Genomic DNA, 25818 nt, shown 5'->3' with positions numbered 1-25818 from the left:
GGTATAATGTAGCATGAGAATCCGTGTATGCTGAAATGTGCCGACTTCATGCGGTTTTATCTTTGAAGCCGGCAGATTTGGTGAAATTTAAAATGAAGATTGATGCATTTCGGTTAATATGCACAAACTAAGGCCAAATGTGACGTAAATTTCGAGTAAAATTTTTGACCGTCGGACAGATGGACAGTCGATTTCGTCATTCCGCCGGATGGTTTTGTCACTCCGTCTGTCCCGACGGGGGATGAAATTGCGGGGGTCAAATGGTGAAATCGGGAGCAGGAATGACGAAATCTTCTCCATGAATGACGAAACAGCCGGCGTCTTCCATTGGATTTAAAAACTCCCCCTGTCCGCAGCCAAAAATGGCTTGCGGACAGGGGGAGTCCGTTATTTATTCCAAGATCATATTTCTTTTTTCCGGCCTTCCGCCATGACGAGCAGTTCTTCTGCGTGCCGTTTTGTCAGGTCGGTCATTTCGGCACCGGTCATCATCCTGCTCAATTCTTCGGTGCGTTCCATTCCTTCCAATTCCTTGACGGAAGTGGTCGTGCGGTCACCCGCGACTTCCTTCCGGATAAACAGGTGATGGTCCGCCATTGCAGCGACCTGGGGAAGGTGGGAAATGCAAAGCACCTGTGAGTTCATTGAGATCATCGCGATTTTTTCGGCGATGGCCTGTGCGACGCGGCCGCTGACGCCGGTATCCACCTCGTCAAAGATGATTGACGTGACTTCCTGGTGTTTTGAGAAAATGGTTTTGAGCGCCAGCATTACCCTGGAAAGTTCTCCGCCGGATGCGACTTTGGCGAGCGGCTTGGGCGGCTCCCCGACGTTGGCGGATATGAGGAAAATGACGTCCTCTGACCCGTTCCTGTCAAACTGGCTGCGTTTCCTGAACTCCACGGTAAACTGTGCTTTTTCCATATACAACTCGGACAGCTGGCTGTGGATGGCTTCAGCCAGCCGGACTGCGGCTTCTCTTCTGAGTTCGGCCAGCTCTCCCGCTTCAACAGCGAGATCGGCTTCGAGCGACTCGACTTCTTTCCGTTCGTCCTGGAGCCGCTCGTCCCGGTTCAGGAGCTTTTCAAGCTCTTCGGCAATTTTATCGCGGTATGCCAAAATCTCTCCAACTGTCCCGCCATATTTCCTCTTCATCGTCTGAAGCAGCGCGAGCCGGTGCTCCACTTCGTCGAGCCGGTTCGGATCAAACTCCATGCCGTCCAGCATATTTTTCAGAGAAAAGGCGGTTTCCTGCAGGGTATAAAATGCATCGGAGACGGAAGTTGCAAATTCCCCGGCCTGCGGGTCGACTTCCGCGGCATGTTCAAGATCGCTCATGGCGGCACCTGTCCAGTCTAGTCCTCTCGACTCGCCCTGGATCGCCTCATAGGCAGAAGATACCCGCTCAAAAATCGCGTTGAAATTTTTCAGGCGTGTCCGTTCTTCCTCCAGCTCTTCTTCTTCCCCCTCGTAGAAGCCGGCTTCATCGATTTCCGTCACTTGGAACCGATACAAATCGATCCGGTGCGCCACTTGCTGCTCGGACTCATCGTACCGCGTAAGCCGCCTTTTCAGCTTGACATACCGGTCGTAGAGCGAGGCATAGCTTTCCTTGGCGTCTCCGATCGTTCCCCAGCCGAACTGATCCAAGAGAAGTACATGGCGCTGCTCATCCATCAGTTCCTGAGTTTCATGCTGGCCGTGGATATCGATGAGCGCAGCTCCGACTTCGCGGAGGATCGCAAGGGTGACCAGCTTGCCGTTTACCCGGCATGTGCTTTTTCCGGAAGCGGAAATATCCCGTCTCAAGATCACCGTCCCCTCGTCATCAGACGGGATGCCGGATTCTTCAAGTTTCCGGAATACCGGATGGGCGCGGTGCGACACCTCGAACATTCCTTCCAGCTCGGCTTTTTTCTCCCCGTGCCGGATGAATTCACTTGAACCCCTGCCGCCAGCCAGAAGCTGTACGGCATCAATGATGATGGATTTGCCGGCACCCGTTTCTCCGGTCAGGACGGTCAGCCCGTTATCGAAGCTGATTGACAGGTCTCGGATGATGGCAAAATTCTTGATAGTCAGTTCTCTCAGCACAGGCATTCACCCCCTGATCAAAGCATGCCGAGCAGCTTTTCCCTCACCGTTTCCCGCTGTTCATCATTCCGGCAAAGGATGAGGCACGTGTCGTCCCCGCAGATGGTGCCGAGGATTTCCTCCCATTCAATCTGGTCGATGAGTGAGCCGATCGCATGCGCGTTGCCCGGAAGCGTCTTCATCACAAGAAAATGACCTGCCCCGTCGATGCTCACAAACGCATCGGTCAACGCGCGGTTCAGCTTGCGCATAGGGTCGAAGCTGCGCTCAGCGGGCAGGCTATATTTATAGCGGCCGTCCCTGAGAGGGACTTTGACAAGGTGAAGTTCTTTGATGTCCCTGGAGATGGTGGCCTGTGTCACATTGAATCCTTCCTGTTTGAGCCGGTCGACCAGCTCATCTTGTGTTTCAATTTCATTATGTCCGATAATTTCCCGTATACGGATATGCCGTTGGCCCTTACTCACTCTATTCCCTCCGAAGAATGCATATTTCCTAATAAGAATGTACCATTATCCAATTTTCGCAACAACAAAAAACCCCAGCTTTCGGGGAGCCCACTGAAAAAGTCTGCGGAAATAGCCATCACTCAGTTTATTTGAGTGGTGGCTATTTCTATGGCATCCGGTTGATTTCCGCTGCGGGTGCTTGCTTTCCGCGGGCGGTCCGCGAGCCTCCTCGGTCCTCTGCGAGGTCCTGCGGGGTCTCGCCTGGCCCGCTTTTCCCGCAGGAGTCAAGCACCCTCCGCTTCAATCAATCTATATAAACTTCCTAGGGTAAAAGGTGAGCCGGATGGCCTCTGCCTGATCGAGGTAGTCCTGCCAGACATGCCGGGTGATGACTTTTACATGGTTCTGGCTCTGCGTGCATTGAGCTAGCAGCGGACAACCTGCACATTTGGCCCCATTGGACTTGTATTTCCGGTAGCCTTGCTTATTGGTGGTCGCATACCGAAGTTCCTGTCCGTTTGGACAGATATAGGCATTCTTCTTGGAATCGTAATGGAACTCACTTTTTCTCAGATATCCTTTTTAACCACGCGGCCCGGTGTAAGGCAGACAAGGGCGGATTCCGTCACCAATCATGACCTTTGCGATATGAGGCGTTTTGTATCCGGCATCATCAGCAACCGAAGGATTTTCAGGAATAGAAAAAACTGCAGATAAAGGAGTCATTCACTCACTTTGTCTGCAGTCTGAAACCCCCGCTTTCGGGGGTCAATCAAGCGTTTTATGGGCTTCTTTCACCAATTCTGCGAAAGCGCCTTCCGGAAGCCTGATTTCCGGATTGTCAGTCGATCTGAGATGGAACAGGAACTCGATATTGCCTTCACCGCCAGTTACCGGGGAAAACGAGGCATTGATGACACCAAAGCCGTTCGATATCGCCATGCCGGCGGTCCGTTCCAGAACTTCAAGATGCACCGCCGGATCGCGGACAATCCCTTTCTTCCCGACATTCTCACGGCCTGCCTCGAACTGAGGCTTCACGAGGGCAATCACGTCGCCGTCCGGAATCAGCACCGTCTTCAAGGTAGGCAGAATGAGACTGAGAGAAATGAATGAGACGTCGATCGTCGCGAATTCCGGCATGCCTTCCGTAAACAGATCGGGGGTGGCGTGCCGGAAATTGACCCGTTCCATGACCGTCACCCTCGGATCCTGACGCAATTTAAAGGCCAGCTGGTTATAGCCGACGTCGAGTGCATAACTGTGGTGCGCACCGTTCTGCAGCGCACAGTCGGTGAAGCCGCCGGTTGATGCGCCGATGTCCAGGACCAATTTGCCCTCGACACTCACGTCAAACACCTCGAGGGCCTTTTCGAGCTTCAGGCCGCCCCGGCTCACATACTTTTGTGCGCTTCCCTTTACACGGATGTCGGCATCGGAGGGAATCTTTTCTCCGGGCTTATCCATTCTGCGATCTCCGGAATAAACGATGCCGGCCATGACAGCGCGCTTTGCCTGTTCGCGTGTTTCAAAAAAGCCGCGCTCCGTCAAAAGGACATCTATCCGTTCCTTCGGCATTTTCTGCGTCATAGCGCCTGCAAGCCTTTCTGGCGGGACAGGCCTACCAGCTCTTCCACTTTTTCCACAAGTGCATCTTCTGTCATCCCGATTTCCGCAAGCAGCTCGGGAACGCTTCCATGCTCGATGAACTTGTCCGGAATCCCCATCCGGTCAATGATCGAACTGTGGAAGCCGTGGTCATGCGCAAATTCCATGACCCCGCTTCCGAAGCCGCCGGCCAGTACCGCCTCTTCGACGGTGACAAGCGGAATTTTTCTTCCGAGAAGGTTTTTCAGCATTTCTTCGTCGAATGGTTTGATAAAACGCGCATTGACGACAGCAGCACCGATGCCTTTTTCACGCAGGCGTTCCGCGGCGGACAGAGCCATCGGAATCGTTGTGCCAAATGTCAGGATGGCCGCGTCGCTGCCTTCCTTGAGCATTTCCCAAGAGCCGATCGGAATCTCTCTCAACTCTTCGTCGAGAGGTACCCCGAGACCGTTACCGCGCGGATAACGCAGAGCGATCGGTCCGTCCTCATAGCTGACGGCTGTCCTGACCATGTGCTGGCCCTCATTTTCATCTTTCGGCATCATGATTGTCAGGTTCGGCATGCTTCTGAGGAATGCAATGTCGAAGACGCCCTGGTGGGTCTCTCCGTCCGCGCCAACAAGGCCGGAACGGTCGATGCCGATAAAAACATTCAGGTTTTGCCTTGCAATGTCATGGAGCACTTGGTCATAGGCTCGCTGGAGGAAGGTCGAGTAGATGGCGAGGAACGGCTTCATCTCTTCGACGGCAAGCCCCGCGGCCATCGTCGTCGCATGCTGCTCGGCGATGCCGACGTCAAACATTCGATCCGGAAATTCCGATGCGAACCCTTCCAGCTTCGAGCCGACAGGCATGGCGGGAGTGATTGCGACAATCCGCTTGTCTTCGCGTGCAATGCGGCGGAGCGTCTCGGAAATCAGTGCGCTCCAGCCCGGTGCCTTTGAATTGGATTTGATCAGGTCGCCCGTTTCAAGCTTGTACGGTCCCGTGCCGTGCCAAGTGCCGATCTTGTCTTCTTCCGCCGGGCGGAAGCCCTTGCCTTTTTTGGTCAGGACATGAATCAGGACCGGGCCTTCCATTTTCTTTGCATAGTTCAGGTTCGCTTCAAGATCTTCGAAACTGTGGCCGTCCACCGGTCCCAGATAGGTAAAGCCGAGCTCCTCGAAAAAGACACCGGTGACGAGCAGGTATTTGAGACTGTCCTTTACCCGCTCCGCAGTCGAGGCAAGCTTGCCGCCCACTGCCGGAATCTTCTTGAGAAGATACTCCAATTCATCTTTGGCCTTGTTGTATTTGCCCGCCGTCCTCAGTCGTCCAAGCACATTGTGGAGCGCACCGACATTCGGCGCAATAGACATTTCATTGTCATTCAGGATGACGGTCATGTTCGTGCGCTCGGATCCGATATGGTTCAGCGCTTCGAGCGCCATGCCCCCGGTCAGCGCGCCGTCCCCGATTACCGGAATCACATGATTGTCCGCGTCTTTGATGTCACGCGCAGCCGCCATGCCCATCGCAGCAGAAAGAGACGTCGAGCTGTGCCCGGTTTCCCAGACGTCATGCTCGCTCTCGATTCTCTTCGGGAACCCGCAGAGACCCCTATACTTCCTTAGCGTGGAGAAATCACACGCACGGCCGGTCAGGATTTTATGGACGTAGGCCTGATGCCCGACGTCCCAAATGATTTTATCCCGCGGGCTGTCAAAGGCCCGGTGAAGGGCGATTGTCAGCTCAACGACTCCGAGATTCGGCCCGATGTGGCCGCCGGTAGCCGACAGCTCACGGATCAGGAACGACCGGATATCCGAAGCCAGAGCCTCCAATTCCCCGTTGCCGAGTTCCTTCAGGAAGGATGGATCGGAAATCTTGGTCAAATCCATCGCCATCACTCACCTTTATCAAAAAAATAGGTAAAAATATTCTTTGTCCATTATAGCAGTGTCCGACCCTTACACAAACCATACGCCCCGGTCAGGAAACGCGATGGATGATGTAATCCGCAAGAAGGCGCAGTATCGGATCGGGATCTTTAAGGAACGAAACAGCTTTCACTGCCTCGGTATGGTGATGGATCAGCTTTTTCTTCGCGCCTTCCATCATCAGGATTGCCGGATAAGTGTTTTTGCCCTGCTCCGCATCCGCCCCGGTTTTCTTGCCTGTAATTTTCTCGTCTCCTACCACATCCAGAATGTCGTCCTGGATCTGGAAAGCAATTCCGATATGCCGCGCGTAGCGTCTTAATTGCTCCCGTTCCGTAGCTTTTGCTTTCGAAAGCACTGCGCCTGCTTCCACGGCGAAAGTCAAAAGCGCTCCGGTTTTGAGACGGTGGACGTTTTCAAGTTCCTGTTCCGACAGCTTCTTTTTCTCGGCAGCCATATCAAGCATCTGGCCGCCGACCATGCCTTCCGCACCTGCCGCGCGTGACAGGAGGAGGATAAGTTCAATTTTCTCGGAATCGGACAGCGATGGAGCCTTCCCGATGACCGAAAAGCTTTCTGTCAGCATGGCATCGCCCGCGAGAATTGCGGTTGCCTCTCCGTAGACCTTGTGGTTTGTCGGCTTTCCACGGCGAAGATCGTCGTCATCCATTGCGGGCAGATCATCATGGATAAGGGAGTATGTATGGATCATTTCCAGTGCGGCGCCCACGTGGAGCTCAGCCGGATGGACGCGGCCGAGGTCGTGAAGCACAGCAGAAATAAGCAGGGGGCGGATTCTCTTACCGCCGGCCGTCAGGGAATAAAGCATCGATTCCTTCAGAAGCGAGTCGGTATCCAGCCGTCGGACCGCGTCCTCAAGAACAGGCACGAGATCTTCAACCCTGCCGTCCATGAAATTCTTCAGCTTCTCATTCATCCCGGTTTCCTCCTTGAGCCGGATCAAAGGCCGCCGCCTCCCCTTCTTTATCAATCAGCGTCACAAGCTGCTTTTCAGCGGACTGGAGCTTGCTGTGGCAAACCGCTGAAAGCTCCATCCCTTTTTTGTAAAGGTCGATGGCATCTTCCAGAGGGACATCCCCCGATTCCAGCCGGCGGACAATTTCCTCCAGACGGCCGATCGCCTCTTCAAAACGGATTTCCTTGTTTTCCTGTTTTTGCTCGTCCATTTATCGTTCCACGTCCTTTCGTTCTGAGAGGCTTTCCACCACTGCTTCCACCGTGCCGTCGCGGAAAGAGATGGAGACCCGGTCACCTGATTCAAGTTCTCCCGCTGACTTGATGACCCGGTCGCCGCTCCGGACGAGGCTGTAGCCGCGATCCATGACGGACAGCGGGTTCAGTGCCTGGAGTGTACGCACTGCCGAGCCAAGTGCCCTGCCGTGATGATGGATATTGTCTTCCGCCGCGCGTTGAAGCTCCCGGTTCAGCCGGACAGTGCGCTCGGCGGCATGAGCCATAATCTGGCGAGGCGAACGGGCAGCGAGGCGCGCGTCCAGATTGGACGCAGCCAGTTTCCGGTCGCCGACCATCCGTGACGCTCCCTGGCGAAGCCGCTCGTCCAGCCCTTCCAGCCGCTCGGCAAACGGCCGGTAAAGCCGTTCGGGATAGCTCATCGGATAGGACGATTCCAGCCTCTCCAGCCGTTTCCCTTCGTGCCGGATTCTCGTCATGAGTGATTGGTGAAGCCTGGATCTTGATTCAAGGATGCGCCTGGACACTTCTATGCGGTCCGGGACTGCCAGCTCCGCGGCAGCGGTCGGGGTGGGCGCCCGGAGATCCGCAACGAAGTCTGCAATGACCGTGTCGGTTTCATGGCCCACCGCACTGATGACGGGAATGCGGGAGGAAAAGATTTCCCTCGCCACTTCTTCTTCGTTGAACGCCCACAAGTCTTCGATTGAGCCGCCGCCGCGCCCGACGATCAGCACATCAATGCCGTCATGCCGGTTGGCCTGGCGCATGGCACTGACAATTGAGGGGACTGCGTTGGGTCCTTGGACGACGGCGGGAAACAGCAATACCTCAGCAAGCGGATACCGCCGGTTCAGCGTCGTGCAGATATCCCGCACTGCTGCTCCGGTCGGTGCTGTAATCACACCGACCTTGCCGGGAAACGAAGGGATCGGCTGCTTCCACTCAGCGTTGAACAGGCCTTCCTTGCCGAGCCGCTCCTTGAGCTGCTCGAAAGCAATATACAGCTCACCCACTCCGTCCGGCTGCATCGTATTCACGTAAAGCTGATATTGTCCCGCGGCCTCATAGACATTCACATCTCCGCGGATCAGCACGTTCATCCCTTCTTCAGGCCGGAATTTCAGCCTGGACGCGTTGGCACGGAACATGGCTGCATTAATGCGCGAGCGGCTGTCTTTTAATGTGAAGTAAATATGCCCCGAGGAGTGGAGCTTGACGTTAGACAGTTCCCCCTTGACATAGACATCTCGCAGATGAAGGTCAGCATCGAATTTCCGCTTGATATACTTGGTCAGCGCACCGACGCTCAGATAAGGATTTTGCATGCGGGCACCGCCTCTCTCTCGGAATACAGCAAATAAGCGGCAGGGCGGCAGGCTTCCCGCAGGTAATTTGCCGTCCTTTCCGCTTGCTGATCTTGTTGGGTATGCTTTGTATTAAGACCTGTCAGCGCGTGGCCCTGTGGGCTCTTTCCGCGCTTTTCAGGGTATTGGACATGAGCATCGCTATGGTCATCGGGCCAACTCCGCCAGGTACCGGCGTGATGGCGGATGCTGCCGGCAGGACGCGTTCGAAATCGACGTCCCCGTGCAGCTTGCCGTCTTCGCCCCGGTTGATGCCGACATCGATGACAACGGCTCCGTCCTTGACGTGCTCAGGGCCGATCATGCCTTCGAGTCCGACCGCGGCGACCAGTACGTCGGCCTGGCGGGTCATCGATGGCAAATCTTCCGTCCTGGAATGGCAGATCGTGACAGTCGCATTTGCCTGAAGAAGAAGCATGGACATCGGCTTTCCGACAATGTTGCTCCGGCCGACCACAACGGCATGCTTGCCGTTCAGATCCACTCCTGTCCGCTCCAGCATGACCATGATGCCGAGTGGCGTACATGGAACGAACCCGTCCATCCCCGCCATGAGCCTTCCGGCATTTTGAGGGTGGAAACCGTCGACGTCCTTGTCGGGGTGGATGGCTGCGATGACCCGCTGCTCGTCAATCTGTTCCGGCAGCGGAAGCTGGACAAGGATGCCGTGAATCGCCGGATCCCCGTTAAGCCTTCTGATTTCCTCAAGGAGGGCGGATTCACTGGTGTCCTTGTCCATCCGGATCACTTCGGAATGCATGCCGAGCGCGTTGGTCGTGCGCTCTTTGCTGCCGACGTATGCCGACGATGCCGGATCGTCCCCTACGAGGATGACCGCGAGTCCGGGTGTCATGCCTTCAGCCTTGAGGCGTTCCACACCCTGTTTTACTTCTTCTTTTACTTGCCTGCTGATTTCCTTGCCGTCAATGATCTTGCCTTCCACACTGTTCACTCCAAGCTGTATAGGTTTCAGTCTGTGTATTTGGACAGTACACCGTTCACGAAGCGGCTTGATTTTTCGTCCCCGAATGTCTTGCTGAGCTCAATTGCTTCGTTCAGCACGACTTTGGATGGTGTTTCCTTCATATGAAGGAGTTCATAGACGGCCATCCGAAGCACGGTCCTCTCGACCTTCGGGAGCCGTTCCAGCTTCCAGTTTTCAAGCTTCGACTTCAGCGACTCATCGATTTCTTCCCGCTTGCCGTAGGTGCCGTTGACGAGCGTCTCATAAAACTTGTCACGGGCTTCATCTTCGCCCGTAATATGCTCCATGGCCTCTTCCGGCGTCATCTCCGTGCTGTCCAGCTGGAACAGCGTCTGCATGGCTTTTTCTCGTGCTTCATGTCGTTTCATCCGGGCAATCTCCTCTTTTTGCATCGTTCTGGACTATGATAGCATATTTTCACCGCTCCGTATGAATCCGTACGGAAAAAGCCGCCATGAATTGGCGGCTTTCCTTTTAGGCACGTTCTTCCGTCTGGTCGAACTGGATGCCTGTGATATGGACGTTCACTTCTTCAGGTTCGATCGCGGTCATGTTGAAGACCGACTGGCGGACGTTTTTCTGGATTTCGCGGGCGATGGAAGGGACCGAACGGCCGTATTCCACCGAACAATAGACATCGATGAAAAGCCCGTCATCGTTATAGTCGATCTTGACTCCCTTGCCGTGCACTTTGCGTCCCAGTTTTTCTGCTACTCCGGTTGCGAAGGACCCTCTCATGTCGGCCACCCCTTCCACTTCTGCAGTGGCGATGCCGACGATCACTTCCAGCACTTCCGGGGCGAGCTCGACCTTGCCGTACATTTCCTTGCCGGCTGCGGCTGCTGCCTCATGGGAGGAATTCGGTTGTTCTGCCATCCGGATCATCCCTTTCTCTCAATGTTCTCTGGCTTCTTCAGTTTCAGCCATTACATCATATTTTTCAAGGAACTTGGTGTCAAAGTCTCCGGATTTGAACACTTCGTGATCCATGAGGTTGAGATGGAACGGGATGGTGGTTTCGACGCCCTCCACAACAAACTCTGACAGTGCCCGCTTCATCCGGGCGACCGCCTCTTCGCGCGTGTCGGCGAATGTGATGAGCTTGGCGACCATCGAATCATAAAACGGAGGGATCATATATCCCTGATAAACCGCCGAGTCGACTCTCACGCCATTGCCGCCGGGAACGATGTACATGTTTACGCGCCCAGGGGACGGCATGAAGTTGCGCGCAGGGTTTTCCGCGTTGATGCGGCATTCGATCGACCAGCCGTTGATCTTCACATCTTCCTGTTTGATCTCAAGCGGCTCACCCGAGGCAATCTTCAGCTGCTGTGCGATCAGATCAATGCCGGTAACCATTTCGGTGACCGGGTGTTCCACCTGGATCCGCGTGTTCATCTCCATGAAATAGAATTTATCGTTGATGTGGTCATAGATAAACTCCACTGTGCCCGCACTGCGGTAGCCGACCGCCTGCGCGGCGCGGACGGCGGCCTGTCCCATCTGTTCGCGTGTTTCCTGCGAAAGGGCCGGAGAAGGCGCTTCCTCGACCAGCTTCTGCATGCGGCGCTGGATCGAGCAGTCGCGCTCGCCGAGGTGGATCGTGTTGCCGAACTGGTCGGCGAGCACCTGGATTTCGACATGCCGGAAATTCTCGATGAACTTCTCGATGTAAACGCCAGGATTGCCGAAGGCGGCTGCCGCTTCTTTCTGGGTGATCTCGACGCCCTTTTTCAGCTCGGCTTCGTCACGCGCGACGCGGATCCCTTTCCCGCCACCGCCTGCTGTCGCCTTGATGATAACCGGGAATCCGATTTCATTTGCAACTTCCAGGGCACCTTCAGGGCCATCGACGATTCCTTTGGAACCCGGGACGATCGGGACGCCCGCCTCACGCATCGTTTCACGGGCAACGTCTTTGGTCCCCATCTTCGAGATGGCTTCAGCGGAGGGCCCGATGAACGTGACATTGACTTCTTCGCAGAGTTCTGCGAAATCGGCGTTTTCTGCAAGGAATCCATAACCCGGATGGATGCCGTCGCAGCCGGTCATCTTGGCGACACTGATGACATTCGTAAAGTTCAGGTAGCTGTCTTTGGATTGCTTAGGACCGATGCAGTATGCTTCGTCGGCCATTTCGACGTGCAGGGCTTCACGGTCCGCTTCTGAATAAACGGCGACCGTCTGGATGCCGAGATCCCGGCATGCACGGATGATTCGGACCGCGATTTCACCGCGGTTGGCTATGAGGACTTTTTTCATCTTGTCAGACCCCCTTATTCCGGCTTGACCAGGAACAATGGCTGGCCGTACTCGACGAGTTGTCCGTCTTCAACGAGGATCTTTGCAATCTCCCCGCTCATTTCCGCTTCGATTTCGTTAAACAGTTTCATCGCCTCGACGATGCACACAACGCTGTCCGGCTTGACTTTGTCTCCGACAGAAACGAACGGAGGAGCATCCGGCGATGGCGACTGATAGAAAGTCCCGACCATCGGGGATTTCACTTCCAGCAGGTTTTCGTCCTGGGAATCGGCTGCAGGTGCAGCTTCTTGTTGCTTTGGCTCTTCCTGGGCGGCAGGCGCAGGCTGTGTTGCCGGAGCTGCGGGTGCTGTAGGGGCCGGTGCTGATACAGACGCTGCAGGTGCTGCAGGAGCAGCTTCCACCACCTGGACGGCGCCGCCCTTTTTCAGCTTGATCTCCCCTTCTTCCGTCTTGTACTTGAATTCTTCAATTCCTGTCTGGTCGATCAATTTGATGATTTCACGGATTTCCTGAATTTTAAGCATTTCGACGACTCCTCTGACTTTAAATGTGTACCCTTACATTTTAGACGTTTGTAAAGGTTTTTGAAATACTTATCATACAAAAGCGAGGAAACCGGTACTGAAGTACGAGATAAGAAATATATAAACAGAATTTTTCACAAAAAGAAAAAGGCCTTGCGGAGGCCTTGTTCATTGTCCCGATTTGAAATCTACGGAGACAGTCGAAGAATCTTCCCATTCGCTCTTGACCGTATAGACAATCTGATCTGCTTGCGCGGCTGACAGTTCATCTGCGATGACGCTGACTTTTACTGCCCCGTCTTCAGTTCGGACGACCGCATCTTCGTAACCCAGATCCTTGATCAGCATTTCAAGCATAGCTTCTGCCGTCTCCCGCTTGGTAAGGACCTGCATTTCATCAAACGCCTGGTTGCGTTCTTCGGCAGTCAGATCATCGGATGTGATTTTCTGTGTAAGCAATTCGCGCTGCTGGCTGCGTTCATTGCGCATTTCCATCCGGAGTTCTTCGAACAGATAGCTTTCGGCAAATACTGGCGTCGCGTCGCTGCCTGCCTCGCCAAGCTCAGTGTCTTCGATCGTGTCGTCAGAGAAAATCGTAATGCCGTCAAATGGCATCGGGTTGCGATCGAACAAATAGTACACTCCAATTACCGCCACAAGGCTGAGCAACGTCAGGAACCAGACACCTTTTTTCTTCACTCTCATCCCTCTTCCCCCTCATTTTTCATTTCCACTACGACAATCCGATGCTCGGGCAGTTGCAGGACACCCGACAGGATGCGGACCAGTTCGGCTCGGACCCGGGGATCGCCGGCCCCTTCCGCCACAACCAGGATCCCTCCGGAGGGCGTGTCCCTCCCTTCCCCGGACGCAGGCCCGAAATAACTGTCAAGAGGCATCAGGATGCTTCCCTGCTCCTCCTCGTCCCCGCCCTGCCGATAAATCCTGGTTTTGCCGACTCCCTTGATATCGGAAAGGACCGACTCCAGATCAGACGGGCCCGGCACCGCGCTTTCTCCTCCGCTGCCCGCAAACAGACCGGTCAGCCCAGGCGCCAGGATGAACAGACAGGCGGCGCCGGCGAGCAGGAGCGGCAGGGCGCTCTTCTTAAAGGTTTTCTCCATGTCATCTCCACGCTTCCCGTCCTTTCAATCAGTGCTGTATCCGGAAGAAGGGAGCGATTGGGACGCTCCGGCGGGTTGGGACCGCCGTCCCGTAATCTCCGGCTATTCATCCTGAGACATAGTATGCACCGCTCGTACAGGCTATGACCCGGGCAGAAGTGAGATCAGACCGAGTAGGTAAAGGAGTACGGCCAGCCTCATAAGCGGCATGAAGTTTTCACGCTCATCGGGCCCGAGGGCGGCCCCTGCGACAGCAAGAATTCCTATGAGCCAGATGAGCCCCGTAATCCACTCCCACATTTCCTCACCCCGCTCCGGCTATGACTTTAATCAGGACGATGGACAATACAGCCGTATAAAAAATCGCGAATGCTACGATCAGCATGATTCCGCAGAGGACAAACAGCGTCTTCCCGATATCATCGAAAAGTCCCGCAAGGTCTTCATGGGCAAACGGCTCGCACAGTGCAGCGATCCATTTGTAGAGAAATGCCGTCAGAAGCACATAAGCGACGGGCGTCAGGCTGGTCACGAGCAGTGCCACGATCAGGTAGCTGCCGGCGATCGGGGCGAGGCCGGAAGAATACTTTCCGACCACACCCATCGTATCCGTGATAAACGATCCGACCAGAGGCACATGCTGGCGCAACAGCGCCTTGATCGGTTCAGCTGCCGCACTCCCGGACGACCACGCCATGGCACCGGTCGCCGTGATAAAAAGCGAATAGCAAGCGATGATCACGGAAATCGCGCCGAGGAGGGTGACCCGGATCATCTCCGATATCCGAGTAAACGGAATCTCCGGCACGAGCCTGGACAAGTAATCCAGGATAAAGCTGACAATCAGCAGCGGAACCATCCACTTGCCCCCGATCACGACGGCCCCTTGGACAAACAGGAACACGGCGGGATTCCAGTTGATAAGTGACAACGCGCCGCCCGCAGCGGCCATTCCAGCCGCCAGCACGGGATAAATGCCGAGGAATAACCCCGTCATTTTCCCGACGAGCCCGTCCATCATCCGAACCGCATCAATCGCCGGTCCCATTGCCGCCGCTCCGGCGGAGACAAGAAGAAACAGCCTTGTCCATTCACGGAATTGCGGAACGACAAAATCCGCCGCCAGAGCCGCGGCGGAAAGGACGATGATCAGAACAAACAGTTTTGCGGGCGGACCGGCAACAGCGGCGATCAGCTCCCACATCCCATTCGCCCCCTTTCCGTCACGGCAACAAACCGGTGAGCACAGTGGCCGTCTCCCTGAACTCCCCCAGCCAGATACCGACGAGCAGCAGCTGGACAGCCGTATGCGACAGCCGGCCGATCGGGGCATAGCCGATTTCCCCAAGCATGTCCCGGAAAGATACGGACAGATAAAACAGAAAAGCGGACCCTGCTATGAGGCGGATCTGCCGTGCTCCCGGCCCGTCCCATGCAAGCGGCAGATCCTGCAGAAGCGGTACGGCCATCCGGAAAGTCAGCTGAGCGAGAAGCAGGAAAAAGAAAATCAAAAGAAAAAACGGCGTCATTTTCGGCAGGAAGGTGTCCAGCATAATCAGCAGAAACACCATAATGACAGCGGACAGAATAATTTCCATGAGTGCCCTCTACGCCGAAAGCCATGAGAAGAAAGATGAAATTTCCGTGAAGAAGATCCGGAGAAAACGCAGCATCTCTGCCGTGATATACAGATAGGCGATGAAAAATATGAAAAAGGAATACTCTTTCTTCCCCGTCTGCTCGAAAAACAGATGCAGGAAGGCGATGACGAGACCGACTCCCGCTACCCGGAGAATATCTTGAAGTTCCACACGCGGCCCCCCCGTTTTTTCGAGTGTATGCGGTTTCTGATGGGGTTATGCGGCAGCCGGCTCGGGGAGACAGGCGGACAGCAACGGGTGGGGGCCTGCCTGCCCGGAAGGAGTCCGAAGGGGCATTTGTTTCAAATGGCTGGCCCTTGGTGCAAACAACGATCCATTGTTTCAAATGGCTGGCCCTTAGTGCAAACAACGATCCATTGATTCAAATGGCTGGCCCTTAGTGCAAATGGCGATCCTTGTTTCAAACTGCTGGCCCAGTGCAAATGACTGGCTCTTATTGCATATGGCGAACCCTTGTTGCAACCAAAAAGCTGCAGACATGCGGTCTATCCGCTTGTCTGCAGCCTGTTTGGTTTTATGGCGTTTCCGCTTACGCGCGGGAGACGTATTCACCTTCGGAGGTATTGATGATCAGGCGGTCGCCTGAATTGACGAAGAACGGAACCTGTACGACAAGACCGGTTTCCATCGTTGCCGGCTTGGAGCCGCCGCTTGCCGTGTCGCCCTTGATGCCCGGTTCGGTGTCTGTCACCTCAAGCTCGACTGTTGCCGGAAGGTCGACGCCGAGCGTCTCGCCCTGATACTGGATCACATGGACTTCCATGTTTTCTTTAAGAAACTTCAACTCATACTCGATCTGGTTTTCGTTAAGTTCAATCTGCTCGTAGTTGTCCGTGTCCATGAATACGTGCTGGTCACCGTTGGCATACAAATACTGCATCCGGCGGTTGTCGATCTGTGCACGCTCCACTTTTTCCCCGCCGCGGAAGGTTTTTTCCGTTGTGTTTCCGTTGCGCAGGTTGCGGAGCTTGGAGCGGACGAAAGCCGCACCTTTGCCCGGCTTTACGTGCTGGAAATCCAGGACACGATAGATGTCGCCGTCCACTTCGATGGTGAGGCCGGTTTTAAAATCGTTTACAGAAATCATGTGAGATCCTCCGTTTTTCAAATGTTATAGGATGATAAGCTGCTTCGGCGATGACGTCAGCAGTTCGCAGCCGTCTTCCGTGATAAGCACGTCGTCTTCAATGCGGACGCCGCCAAGACCCGGAACATAAATGCCCGGCTCGACCGTAACGACCATGCCCGGCTTGAGAACCGTGTCGGAACGGAAGGAAAGTCCCGGTCCCTCATGGACTTCGAGTCCGATTCCGTGTCCGGTGGAATGCCCGAAGGCTTCGCCGTAACCGTGATCTTTGATGTAGTCGCGCGCGACGGCATCCGCCTCTTTTCCTGTCATACCCGGTTTAAGCGCGGAACATGCGCGCATCTGGGCTTCCAGGACGATATGGTAAATCTTTTTGAGTTCTTCAGTGGGCTCGCCGACTGCCACCGTCCGTGTGATGTCAGATACATAGCCATCATACAGGGCGCCGAAATCCAATGTGACCATGTCGCCGTTTTCAATCGTTTTACCGGTCGCAACCCCGTGGGGAAGGGCCGAACGCTTGCCGGAAGCCACGATTGTATCGAATGAGGATTCTGATGCACCGAGCCTGCGCATGAAGAACTCCAGTTCATTGGAGACTTCCAGTTCGGTCACACCCGGCTTGATGAACGTAAGAATGTGGCTAAATGCCTCATCGGCAATCTCGGCGGCTCTTCGGATGGTCCGGATCTCGTCGTCTGTTTTGATCATCCTGAGCTTTTCGATCACATCAGAAACGGGAACCCACTCCGCCTCTGTCGCCTTGCTGTATTGGTCGTACTCGGCATACGGCAGCGTATCTTGTTCAAAGCCGATTTTCCGGATCCCCAACGCTTTGACCTGTTCAGCGACCGCGTTTTTCATCAGGCCGGACTGCTTTACGATACGGAAGCCCGACACCTGTTCCTCGGCCTGTTCCGTGTACCGGAAGTCTGTGATGAAAACAGCATCATCACGCGAAATGACTGCCGTGCCCGCAGTGCCCGTAAAGCCGGTCATATAGCGCCGGCTGTGCGGATTCGTGACCAGAAACCCATCGATTCCGAGCACGTCGAATGAAGCCCGGAATGCCTTTAATTTGTCCATGATCATTCCCCTTTTCCCATCCGAAGGAGGGCGAGCATCGCCAAGTCATATCCGTAGGTCCCCAAGCCCGCAATCTGGCCGGTGCATACCGGTGCAAGATACGAATGGTGCCTGAAGGCTTCCCGTTTATGTATATTCGAGATGTGCACTTCAATCGTCGGCAGCCCGGCGTCTGCGATTGCATCACGCAGCGCGACGGAAGTATGGGTATAAGCTGCGGGGTTAAAGATGATGCCGTCCGTTCCATCCTCGGCAGCTTCCTGGATCCTGTCGACAAGTGCGCCTTCGTGATTGGACTGATAAAACTCCAGGTCTGCTCCGTTCCCGTTCGCCAATTGCCGGAGTCTGGTTTCCACATCGGAGAGTGTCTCGCTGCCATAAATACCGGGTTCCCTTTTTCCGAGCCGGTTCAGGTTCGGGCCATTCAGACAGAGGATTTTCATCGCCAGCCCTCCTTTCAGCAGATTCTTCCCCATTTTATCATACGCAAGCAGGCGGACAACGTTTTTCACGTGTCCGCCTGCTGTTTTTTATGGAATACCGCCGTTTCCATAATGAACCGTGTTGCGATCAGAATCATTGCTGCAAACGGCACCGATAAAGACTTCCGGAAATCCTCAAAGCCCTCCGGCCTTGTGATCATCCACTCGATCAGTCCCGCGATCAGGAGGCCTGCTGCGGCGGCCGTAATGGAAACTTTCCATTTCCAGGAAAGCGCGAAGAGATAATATGAAACGAGCGATATCACATAGATGGCAATAAACAAAAGCAGCCATCTGGCTTCCCATGGACCGTCTGCAAAAAGACCATATCGTTCCGCCCAGCCAGTCGGATTCCACTTTATGAATTTAAAATAATGAAGAAACTTCAGGCCGGCCGCGAGCATCAGCGCCACTGCCCCCGCCGTCCAGAACGGCAGCTGTTTGAACATATGACCACCTCCCGGATCTCCATTACATGATGGGGCCAGGAACCGGCGTTTATTCAGGAAGCCGGGAATTATTCGCGAAAAAGACATGAAAATGCGTGCATCCTGTTACAGGATGCACGCACATTGGATTAAAAGTTGGAAAGGATGATTACAGTCCGCATTTCAGCTGTGCCCCGCAGTTTGTGCAGGAGTTGCAGCCGCCGATTTCTTCAACTGTCCCTTTCCGGCAGACCGGGCACGTGTCACCAATTTCCGATCCGATCGTGACATTTGTCGAACGGAGGGCCTGGATGGTGTCCACGAGAACGACAGGACGTTTTTCTTCGACCTGTTCCTCGATTTCCGCTTCCGGGTCATTTTCCTCCGCCTTCAGCGTCAGCACCTGGGAGTCGCGGGAACCGTCGACATAGACAGTGCCGCCCTTTGCTCCGCCGCGGTAGAGACGCTCGTATACCGATTCGACCTGTTCCACAGTGTAGCCTTTTGGCGCATTGACGGTCTTGGAGATGGAGCTGTCGATCCAGCGCTGGATGACGCACTGTACGTCCGCATGCTCCTCCGGTGTCAGGTCCATTGAAGTGGCGAACCAGTCGGGCAGCTGATTTGGATCAGCATCCGGATTGTTTTTCAGGTATTCTTCCACGATCTCTGCCTTCACCTCAATGAACTTCCCGAGACGGCCGCTCCGGTAGTAAGTGAACGAGAAGTATGGTTCGAGCCCTGTGCTGACTCCGACCATGGTTCCGGTTGATCCGGTCGGCGCAACGGTGAGCAAGTGAGAGTTGCGAATCCCGTGTTCAAGGACGCCCTGGCGGATATCTTCCGGCATGCTCTTCATGTAGCCGGTGTTGATGAACCGCTCACGGAGATCTTTTGTTTTTTCTTCCGTTTCCCCGATAAGGAATGGGAAGCTGCCTTTTTCTTTGGCCAGCTCAATTGACTCCCTGTATGCAGTCGTCGCGATCGCTTCAAAGACATCGTCGACGAGCTGGTTGCCTTCCTCCGAACCGTAGCGCTTGCCGCAGTAGATCAGCAAGTCCGCGAGACCCATGACGCCGAGGCCCACGCGGCGTTCGCCGAGTGCCTGGCGCTCGTTTTCCGGCAGGAAGTAAGGCGTTGCGTCAATGACATTGTCCTGCATCCGGACTCCTGTCCGAACCGTTTCGCGGAGCTTGTCATAGTCGACCTTGCCCGTCTCCCTGTCTGCCATTTCGGCAAGGTTGACCGCAGCGAGGTTGCAGACGGAATAAGGGGCGAGCGGCTGCTCGCCGCACGGGTTGGTCGCCACCACTTGTTGGCCGTAGGCTTTCGCATTCGTCATATCGTTGGCATTATCGATAAAGAAGATGCCCGGCTCCGCTGAGTACGTGGCACAAATGTTGATCAGGTTCCATAGTTCGCGTGCTTGCATGGAACGGTAAGTGCGGATGGCGAATCCGCGCTTTTCCCACTCACGCACGTCTCCCACCTGATGCCATTCCTCGTTGTACGACTCCATCTCCTCAGGCGAATACTGCTCCACATAAGGGAAGCGGAGACGGTGTTCCCCGTCTTCCTCAACCGCCTTCATGAAATCGGATGTGAGGGTGACTGAAATGTTCGCGCCTGTCAGGAACTCGGGGTTATGGACCGAGTAAGTGCCGCCGTCGCGCAGCTTGTGCTCGGCATCACGGATGATCGCTTCGTTGAAGCCGCCATGCCCCGGGATATTCTTGTAGTTGACGATGCCCTGGTACATGGCTTCTTCCTGCTGGGTGAACGGCTTGAATTTCAGTTTTTCTTTGGCAAGTTTCCGGATATGCTCATCGTTTGTGTTCTCGACCAGATAGCGGAGGATCCGAGGGTTCTGCATTTTCGAGATGATGAATTCGACGATGTCCGGGTGCCAGTCCGCAAGCATGATCATCTGTGCGCCGCGGCGGGAACCGCCCTGCTCCACGAGATGGGTGAGCTTCGCGATGTCATCCAGCCAGGAAACCGAACCGGATGATTTGCCGTTGACGCCGCGTGCAAGGGTGTTGCGCGGGCGCAGCGTGGAACCGTTCGTCCCGACGCCCCCGCCCCGGCTCATGATTTCCATGACCTGCTTGCGGTGGTCCGAGATGCCTTCCCGGGAGTCGGCGACAAACGGCATGACATAGCAGTTAAAGTACGTGACGTCCGTATCGGCGCCGGCACCGTAAAGGACACGGCCTGCCGGGATGAAATTCAGTGAGACAAGCTCTTTGTAGAACCGCTCAAACGATTCCGTGCGGGTGGCTTCGTCCTTCTCGACGGAAGAAAGCCCGGTCGCGTTCCGCTTGGCGATCTGCTCGTAAAAGACTTCAAGCGGCTTTTCGATGACTTCCAGGGGACGGGTGACGATTCCCTGCTCCTGTTCTGCCGGATCATCGATCGCGGAACGGTAGTCCGGTTCGATCCAGATGTCCGCAAGGCCCTTTTCCCGGTCAAGGGAAAGGATATAGCCAAGGCCCCTTGCAGGGAATTTCGGATCTTCTTTGACGGTCAGGACAACGAAGTCCCCTTCGCCCAGTGTCTTTTTCTCAGTGTCTTTGAACGAGTAGCGGTCGATCATGACCAGTCGGGAGACCCCTTTATGCCGGATGTGCATCTCTTCCGTGACCGGATGGACTTGCGGAAATTGGGCAATGTCCCTGTTCAGTTTCGAAATGTCCAGCGTCGGTTGGTTTTTGTGTGATGCGATGACCAATACGATGACCTCCTCGAGTGTCCTCTATGATAGATACTATATCTAGTATTATGTACTTCCCAACTCTACTACATATTGAAACTCGGCATCAAGAACAGAATTTCAGCCTTGACATTTCCGGATAAGCGACAATGTCATGCGGCTGCTGGCTTCGACCGGTTTCGACATAAAACGGGGCAAACAAAAATGAGCGGAAAGTCCCTGATTTACTTTTTGAAGTTCCATGAGTCGTTCGAATACTTCTCCTCTTCGAAACGGCGGACAAGCTCAAGTATTTCCCGATCCGGCTCCGCCTGGAACAGCTCGACATCAAGTGCTTTCTCAAATCCTGATCGGAACGCCTCCGTCACTTCGTCCATTTTCACGCTGCGGCCTGACAATTCCTCGATGGACACCGCCTTTTTCTCCAGCTTTTCCTTCATCCTCCGCCGATGGTCCTCAGTCGGGAAGTGGAAAACGGAAACGAGTTTGTCCAGATCCAATGAAACCGGTATGGCGCCGTGCTGCAGAATGACGCCTTTTTGCCGGGTCTGTGCGCTGCCCGCAGCTTTTCTGCCTTCCACGACCAGCTCATACCAGCTGGGCGCATCAAAGCAGACAGCGCTTTTCGGGTTTTTAAGCGAATTCCGTTCCTCCGGGGTGGACGGAACGGCAAGCTCCGCGCGGAGACCGAGATTCCGGAAGCCTTCGAGGAGCCCTGCACTGATGACCCGGTAGGCCTCTGTCACCGTTTCCGGCATGTCAGGATGAGATTCTGAAATGATGATGCTGTAGGTCAGCTCACGGTCGTGAAGCACTGCACGGCCGCCTGTTGGCCGCCTGACGAACCCGAATCCCGAGTCTTTCACTTGATCTAAGTCAACCGCTTCGGCCGCCTTCTGGAAATAGCCGATCGACAGCGTGGCCGGATTCCATTCATAAAATCGGACAACGGGCGGAATCTTGCCTTTCGAGTGAAGTTCGAGCAGCGCGTCGTCCATCGCCATATTATAGGACCCGGTCTGCGGACCGGAGTTGATAAACATCCATTTTTCTGTCATTTCCGACAGCCCCTTTCAAAAAAACACAATGGATTTAGTTTATCACAATCCCCTGTCTCTTTTGAGCGGTCGGGGCCGATATTTTGTCCGGCCGTGGACGAAGCGCGTGAGTTCTTTTATAATCTTAGGGAGAGAGAAAGGGGAAAATGGCTTTGGAATCACTTTATATCATTTCCGCAATCCTTTTCGGATTGATCATCTACCTGCTCGTGACCGTGCTAAGGACCCGCAAGGCGGTGACAGCCCTCAGTCAGGAGGAGTTTATCGCCGGCTACCGGAAAGCCCAGCTGATCGATGTGCGCGAACAAAAGGACTTTGACGCGGGACATATCCTCGGCGCCCGCAACATCCCGTTTACGCAATTCTCCCAGCGCTACAAGGAGATCCGTCCGGACAAGCCGGTTTACCTGTACGACCAGAACGGCTCCCGGAGCGGCCGTGCCGCACTTTACCTTAAAAAACGCGGCTATGGGCAACTCTACATGTTGACGGGTGGCTTCCGCCAGTGGACCGGAAAGGTCAAGACGAAAAAGTAAAATCATCGCGCCGCCGTGCAAGGATTCCTGCACGGCGGCGTTTGATTTCGGGACGGGCATATGGGAATAGTGTCGGTTTCGGCATTCAGGTGTTAAGTTTCGTCATTCAGATGTTCGGTTTCGTCATTCACGCTCCCGGTTTCGGCATTCGCGGATGAATGACGAAACCGGCGGGACCAATGACGAAATTGGCCGCTCCAATGACGAAACAAACAGGGCCAATGATGAAACCGGCTGAATCCGCAGGCTGCCCACCCAAGCGGCACGATTTTCCCCGGCAACAGAAAAAAACTGCAGACAAAGAAGTCACCGCTCCCTTTGTCTGCAGCCGGAAGGCCCGCAACCATTGCGGGCCTTCTTTGATATGCACTTGTCAGTTTACAGCAACCGGTTCCGCCGTTTCAGGACGGCTGTACTTCAGTACAGGCTTCCGGGCAGCCTGAGTCTCGTCAAGACGGCTCACGACGGTCGTGTGAGGCGCTTCCTGGACGATTTCAGGATTCTCTTCCGCCTCGCGGGCGATCTGGATCATCGCATCGATGAACGCATCCAGTGTTTCCTTGGATTCCGTTTCGGTCGGCTCGATCATCATGCCTTCCTCGACGTTAAGCGGGAAGTAGATGGTCGGCGGATGGAAGCCAAAGTCAAGCAGACGCTTGGCGATATCGAGCGTACGGACGCCGAGCTGCTTCTGGCGGCGGCCGCTCAGTACGAATTCATGCTTGCAGTGGCGGTCATACGGCAGATCGAAGTACGGCGCAAGGCGGCGCATCATGTAGTTCGCATTCAGCACGGCATATTCCGACACAAGCTTCAGGCCTTCCGCTCCCATAGAGCGGATATACGCATACGCGCGCACGTTGATGCCGAAGTTCCCGTAGAATGGCTTGATCCGGCCGATCGCCTTCGGACGGTCGTAGTCAAATGTGAATACATCATCTTTTTTCACAAGGACCGGCTTTGGCAGGAACGGGACGAGTTCCTTTTTGACGCCGACAGGGCCGGAGCCCGGACCGCCGCCGCCGTGAGGACCGGTGAACGTTTTGTGAAGGTTCAGGTGGACGGCATCGAAGCCCATATCCCCTGGGCGGACCTTGCTCATGATGGCATTAAGGTTGGCGCCGTCATAATAAAGCTTGCCGCCTACGCCATGGACGATTTCCGCCATTTCGAGGATGTTTTCCTCAAACAGGCCGAGCGTGTTCGGGTTGGTCAGCATGAGGGCGGCCGTATCTTCCCCGGCCACGCGCTTCAGATCCTCGATATCGACCAGTCCGTTTTCATCAGATTTGACCGTGATTGTCTCAAGGCCGGCCACAGTCGCGGAAGCCGGGTTGGTTCCGTGTGCGGAGTCCGGAATGATGACCTTCGTCCGGTTGTAGTCACCGTTCGCCTCATGGAAGGCACGGATCATCATCAGTGCCGTCCATTCCCCGTGCGCTCCCGCTGCGGATTGAAGCGTTACTTCATCCATTCCCGTGATCTCGACCAGATGCTCCTGAAGGTCGTACATCAGTTCCATTGCGCCCTGGACGGAAGACTCTTCCTGGAGCGGGTGGACATTCGCAAAGCCGGACAGGCGGGCCACAGCTTCGTTGACTTTTGGATTGTACTTCATCGTGCATGAGCCGAGCGGGTAGAAGCCGGAGTCTACGCCGTGGTTCCGTGTTGAAAGTGCCGTGTAATGGCGCATGATATCCAGTTCCGATACTTCCGGAAGCTCTGCCGGTTCTTCACGGACAAGACCTTCCGGAAGCAGGCCGGAAAGGTCGGTTTCCGGAACATCGAGTTCCGGAAGGCTGTATCCGATTCGGCCTTCTTTGCTGATTTCAAAAATGAGCGGCTGATTCTCTTTATGCATGGATGGCCTCCATTTCCTGCACAAGTGCATCGATTTCTTCCTTTGTCCGCTGTTCGGTCACTGCGATGAGCATGTGGCCTTCCAGTTCAGGGTACGTCAGTCCGAGATGATACCCGCCGATGATTCCGGCGTCGAGCAGGCGCCGGTTCAGTTCGGCGACCGGCTCCTTGCACTTCACGACGAATTCATTGAAGCTTGGGCCGCCGAACAGAACCTCGTAGCCGGCTTCTTTAAATGACCGGATGGCATACTGCGTTTTCGAGATGTTCTGCAGGGCCATCTCGCGGACCCCCTGCTTGCCGAGTCCTGACATCGCGACGGATGCGGCAAGGGCATTAAGTGCCTGGTTCGAACAGATATTGGACGTCGCCTTGTCGCGGCGGATGTGCTGCTCACGGGCCTGGAGCGTCAGTACGTAGCCACGGCGGCCTTCCTCATCATTTGTTTCTCCGACTAGGCGTCCCGGAACCTTGCGCATCAATTTCTTGGTGACGGCGAAATAGCCGCAATGCGGACCGCCGAATGCTTCAGGAATCCCAAACGGCTGTGCGTCCCCGACAGTAATGTCCGCACCGAGCTTGCCCGGAGGAGTAAGAACCGCAAGGGCGAGCGGGTTCGAGGATACGATAAACAGCGACTTGTTCTCGTGGGCGATATCCGCCGCTTCCTGGATGTTTTCAATCTGGCCGAAGAAGTTCGGGTACTGGACCATGACTCCGGCCGTATCACCGTCGATCATGCTGCGGAGTGCATCGTAATCCGTCCGCCCATCCTTCAGCGGAATCTCTACGACGTCAATCGACTGTCCGAGGGCATATGTCTTTACGACATCTCGGTATTCCGGGTGGACAGCTTCCGAGATCAGAAGCTTTTTCCGCCGTGTATGGCCGGCAGCGAGCATTCCTGCCTCAGCAAGGGATGTGCCTCCGTCATACATGGAAGAGTTGGCAATATCCATGCCGGTCAGTTCGCAGATCATCGATTGGAACTCAAAGATCGCCTGGAGTTCCCCTTGTGAGAATTCAGGCTGGTACGGCGTATAAGCCGTGTAAAACTCGGAGCGAGAAATAACGTGGTCGACGATGATCGGCTTGTAGTGGTCATAGACACCCGCTCCCAAAAAAGACGCATGGGAGTTGCTGTCGGCGTTCCGTCCCGCAAGGCCTGAAAGTTCCTTCACCAAAGTAGTCTCGGAAAGAGCCGGCTTCAGGTCATATTGACGGTCAAAACGGACTTTCTCTGGAATGTCACTGAACAGTTCATCGATGGATTTGACGCCGATTGCGTCAAGCATTTGTTTCTTGTCCGATTCGGTCATCGGCAAATAACGGTGCTTCATCATTCTGGACCTCT

General features: G+C 55.0%; 28 protein-coding genes. 1 reads left to right on the top strand and 27 read right to left on the bottom strand.

Annotated elements, in window-relative coordinates; translation table 11 throughout:
- Window positions 1-402 precede the first annotated feature (402 nt).
- From recN to KHA84_RS07835, 25 genes are all read right to left on the bottom strand, one after another.
- Entirely contained in the window at window positions 403-2094 is a 1692-nt protein-coding gene (recN, locus tag KHA84_RS07955; protein WP_213422996.1) for a DNA repair protein RecN, read from the bottom strand.
- Window positions 2095-2111: 17 nt separating this feature from the next.
- Window positions 2112-2561, bottom strand: a complete 450-nt coding sequence (gene ahrC, locus KHA84_RS07950; protein ID WP_213422995.1) for a transcriptional regulator AhrC/ArgR — start codon at window positions 2559-2561, stop codon at window positions 2112-2114.
- A 291-nt stretch (window positions 2562-2852) separates the two neighbouring features.
- Window positions 2853-3071: a transposase gene (locus KHA84_RS15595; protein WP_419465590.1), complete on the bottom strand. Its 219-nt coding sequence runs from the start codon at window positions 3069-3071 to the stop codon at window positions 2853-2855.
- A 240-nt stretch (window positions 3072-3311) separates the two neighbouring features.
- Window positions 3312-4133, bottom strand: coding sequence for a TlyA family RNA methyltransferase (locus KHA84_RS07940; RefSeq protein WP_213422994.1), 822 nt, complete (start codon window positions 4131-4133; stop codon window positions 3312-3314).
- On the bottom strand, window positions 4130-6034 hold the full coding sequence (gene dxs, locus KHA84_RS07935) for a 1-deoxy-D-xylulose-5-phosphate synthase (RefSeq protein WP_213422993.1): 1905 nt from the start codon (window positions 6032-6034) through the stop codon (window positions 4130-4132). Before dxs ends, KHA84_RS07940 begins: the two co-directional genes overlap by 4 nt.
- A gap of 91 nt (window positions 6035-6125) precedes the next feature.
- Window positions 6126-7010 carry a polyprenyl synthetase family protein gene (locus KHA84_RS07930; RefSeq protein ID WP_213422992.1) on the bottom strand — a complete coding sequence of 295 codons (885 nt, stop codon included), beginning with the start codon at window positions 7008-7010 and terminating at the stop codon, window positions 6126-6128.
- The gene (gene xseB, locus KHA84_RS07925; RefSeq protein ID WP_213422991.1) at window positions 7003-7260 is read right to left on the bottom strand and encodes an exodeoxyribonuclease VII small subunit; all 258 of its coding nucleotides are present in this window, start codon (window positions 7258-7260) and stop codon (window positions 7003-7005) included. The genes KHA84_RS07930 and xseB overlap by 8 nt, the downstream gene beginning before the upstream one ends.
- Window positions 7261-8613: an exodeoxyribonuclease VII large subunit gene (xseA, locus tag KHA84_RS07920; protein WP_213422990.1), complete on the bottom strand. Its 1353-nt coding sequence runs from the start codon at window positions 8611-8613 to the stop codon at window positions 7261-7263.
- Window positions 8614-8734: 121 nt separating this feature from the next.
- Entirely contained in the window at window positions 8735-9595 is an 861-nt protein-coding gene (gene folD / locus KHA84_RS07915) for a bifunctional methylenetetrahydrofolate dehydrogenase/methenyltetrahydrofolate cyclohydrolase FolD (RefSeq protein ID WP_213422989.1), read from the bottom strand.
- A gap of 26 nt (window positions 9596-9621) precedes the next feature.
- Window positions 9622-10005, bottom strand: a complete 384-nt coding sequence (gene nusB / locus KHA84_RS07910; RefSeq protein WP_213422988.1) for a transcription antitermination factor NusB — start codon at window positions 10003-10005, stop codon at window positions 9622-9624.
- Between the two features lie 106 nt (window positions 10006-10111).
- Window positions 10112-10513, bottom strand: coding sequence for an Asp23/Gls24 family envelope stress response protein (locus KHA84_RS07905; protein ID WP_213422987.1), 402 nt, complete (start codon window positions 10511-10513; stop codon window positions 10112-10114).
- An 18-nt stretch (window positions 10514-10531) separates the two neighbouring features.
- A complete protein-coding gene (gene accC / locus KHA84_RS07900) occupies window positions 10532-11902 on the bottom strand; it encodes an acetyl-CoA carboxylase biotin carboxylase subunit (protein WP_213422986.1) in 1371 nt (456 codons plus the stop codon).
- Window positions 11903-11916: 14 nt separating this feature from the next.
- Entirely contained in the window at window positions 11917-12429 is a 513-nt protein-coding gene (gene accB / locus KHA84_RS07895) for an acetyl-CoA carboxylase biotin carboxyl carrier protein (RefSeq protein WP_213422985.1), read from the bottom strand.
- 168 nt (window positions 12430-12597) lie between these two features.
- Complete coding sequence (locus tag KHA84_RS07890; RefSeq protein WP_213422984.1) at window positions 12598-13134, bottom strand: SpoIIIAH-like family protein; 537 nt, start codon at window positions 13132-13134, stop codon at window positions 12598-12600.
- Window positions 13131-13553 carry a hypothetical protein gene (locus KHA84_RS07885; RefSeq protein WP_213422983.1) on the bottom strand — a complete coding sequence of 141 codons (423 nt, stop codon included), beginning with the start codon at window positions 13551-13553 and terminating at the stop codon, window positions 13131-13133. The genes KHA84_RS07890 and KHA84_RS07885 overlap by 4 nt, the downstream gene beginning before the upstream one ends.
- Before the next feature lie 141 nt (window positions 13554-13694).
- Window positions 13695-13853 (bottom strand): hypothetical protein, encoded by a 159-nt coding sequence (locus KHA84_RS07880; RefSeq protein WP_213422982.1) that lies wholly within the window; start codon window positions 13851-13853, stop codon window positions 13695-13697.
- A 4-nt stretch (window positions 13854-13857) separates the two neighbouring features.
- Window positions 13858-14757, bottom strand: coding sequence for a stage III sporulation protein AE (locus KHA84_RS07875; RefSeq protein ID WP_213422981.1), 900 nt, complete (start codon window positions 14755-14757; stop codon window positions 13858-13860).
- A gap of 19 nt (window positions 14758-14776) precedes the next feature.
- Complete coding sequence (locus KHA84_RS07870) at window positions 14777-15151, bottom strand: hypothetical protein (RefSeq protein ID WP_213422980.1); 375 nt, start codon at window positions 15149-15151, stop codon at window positions 14777-14779.
- Between the two features lie 9 nt (window positions 15152-15160).
- Window positions 15161-15364 carry a SpoIIIAC/SpoIIIAD family protein gene (locus tag KHA84_RS07865; protein ID WP_008298205.1) on the bottom strand — a complete coding sequence of 68 codons (204 nt, stop codon included), beginning with the start codon at window positions 15362-15364 and terminating at the stop codon, window positions 15161-15163.
- 379 nt (window positions 15365-15743) lie between these two features.
- On the bottom strand, window positions 15744-16301 hold the full coding sequence (gene efp, locus KHA84_RS07860) for an elongation factor P (RefSeq protein WP_213422979.1): 558 nt from the start codon (window positions 16299-16301) through the stop codon (window positions 15744-15746).
- Between the two features lie 24 nt (window positions 16302-16325).
- On the bottom strand, window positions 16326-17387 hold the full coding sequence (locus KHA84_RS07855) for a M24 family metallopeptidase (RefSeq protein WP_213422978.1): 1062 nt from the start codon (window positions 17385-17387) through the stop codon (window positions 16326-16328).
- A 2-nt stretch (window positions 17388-17389) separates the two neighbouring features.
- A complete protein-coding gene (gene aroQ, locus KHA84_RS07850; RefSeq protein ID WP_213423120.1) occupies window positions 17390-17830 on the bottom strand; it encodes a type II 3-dehydroquinate dehydratase in 441 nt (146 codons plus the stop codon).
- 65 nt (window positions 17831-17895) lie between these two features.
- Entirely contained in the window at window positions 17896-18318 is a 423-nt protein-coding gene (locus KHA84_RS07845) for a hypothetical protein (protein ID WP_213422977.1), read from the bottom strand.
- 148 nt (window positions 18319-18466) lie between these two features.
- Window positions 18467-21028 carry a vitamin B12-dependent ribonucleotide reductase gene (locus tag KHA84_RS07840; RefSeq protein ID WP_213422976.1) on the bottom strand — a complete coding sequence of 854 codons (2562 nt, stop codon included), beginning with the start codon at window positions 21026-21028 and terminating at the stop codon, window positions 18467-18469.
- A 206-nt stretch (window positions 21029-21234) separates the two neighbouring features.
- A complete protein-coding gene (locus tag KHA84_RS07835; RefSeq protein WP_213422975.1) occupies window positions 21235-22068 on the bottom strand; it encodes a lipoate--protein ligase family protein in 834 nt (277 codons plus the stop codon).
- A gap of 152 nt (window positions 22069-22220) precedes the next feature.
- Between KHA84_RS07835 and KHA84_RS07830 the strand changes: the two genes are divergently transcribed.
- On the top strand, window positions 22221-22604 hold the full coding sequence (locus tag KHA84_RS07830) for a rhodanese-like domain-containing protein (protein ID WP_419465588.1): 384 nt from the start codon (window positions 22221-22223) through the stop codon (window positions 22602-22604).
- A 373-nt stretch (window positions 22605-22977) separates the two neighbouring features.
- Here the strand turns inward: KHA84_RS07830 and gcvPB are convergent, their stop codons facing one another.
- Both gcvPB and gcvPA read right to left on the bottom strand, forming a co-directional pair.
- Window positions 22978-24465 carry an aminomethyl-transferring glycine dehydrogenase subunit GcvPB gene (gene gcvPB, locus KHA84_RS07825; protein WP_213422973.1) on the bottom strand — a complete coding sequence of 496 codons (1488 nt, stop codon included), beginning with the start codon at window positions 24463-24465 and terminating at the stop codon, window positions 22978-22980.
- The gene (gene gcvPA / locus KHA84_RS07820) at window positions 24458-25804 is read right to left on the bottom strand and encodes an aminomethyl-transferring glycine dehydrogenase subunit GcvPA (protein WP_213422972.1); all 1347 of its coding nucleotides are present in this window, start codon (window positions 25802-25804) and stop codon (window positions 24458-24460) included. The genes gcvPB and gcvPA overlap by 8 nt, the downstream gene beginning before the upstream one ends.
- Between the last annotated feature and the right edge of the window lie 14 nt (window positions 25805-25818).

Source organism: Bhargavaea massiliensis (assembly GCF_018390575.1).
GTDB lineage: Bacteria > Bacillota > Bacilli > Bacillales_A > Planococcaceae > Bhargavaea > Bhargavaea massiliensis.
Note: the sequence above shows the minus strand (reverse complement) of the source record. Positions and strands in the feature narration are given on the sequence as shown.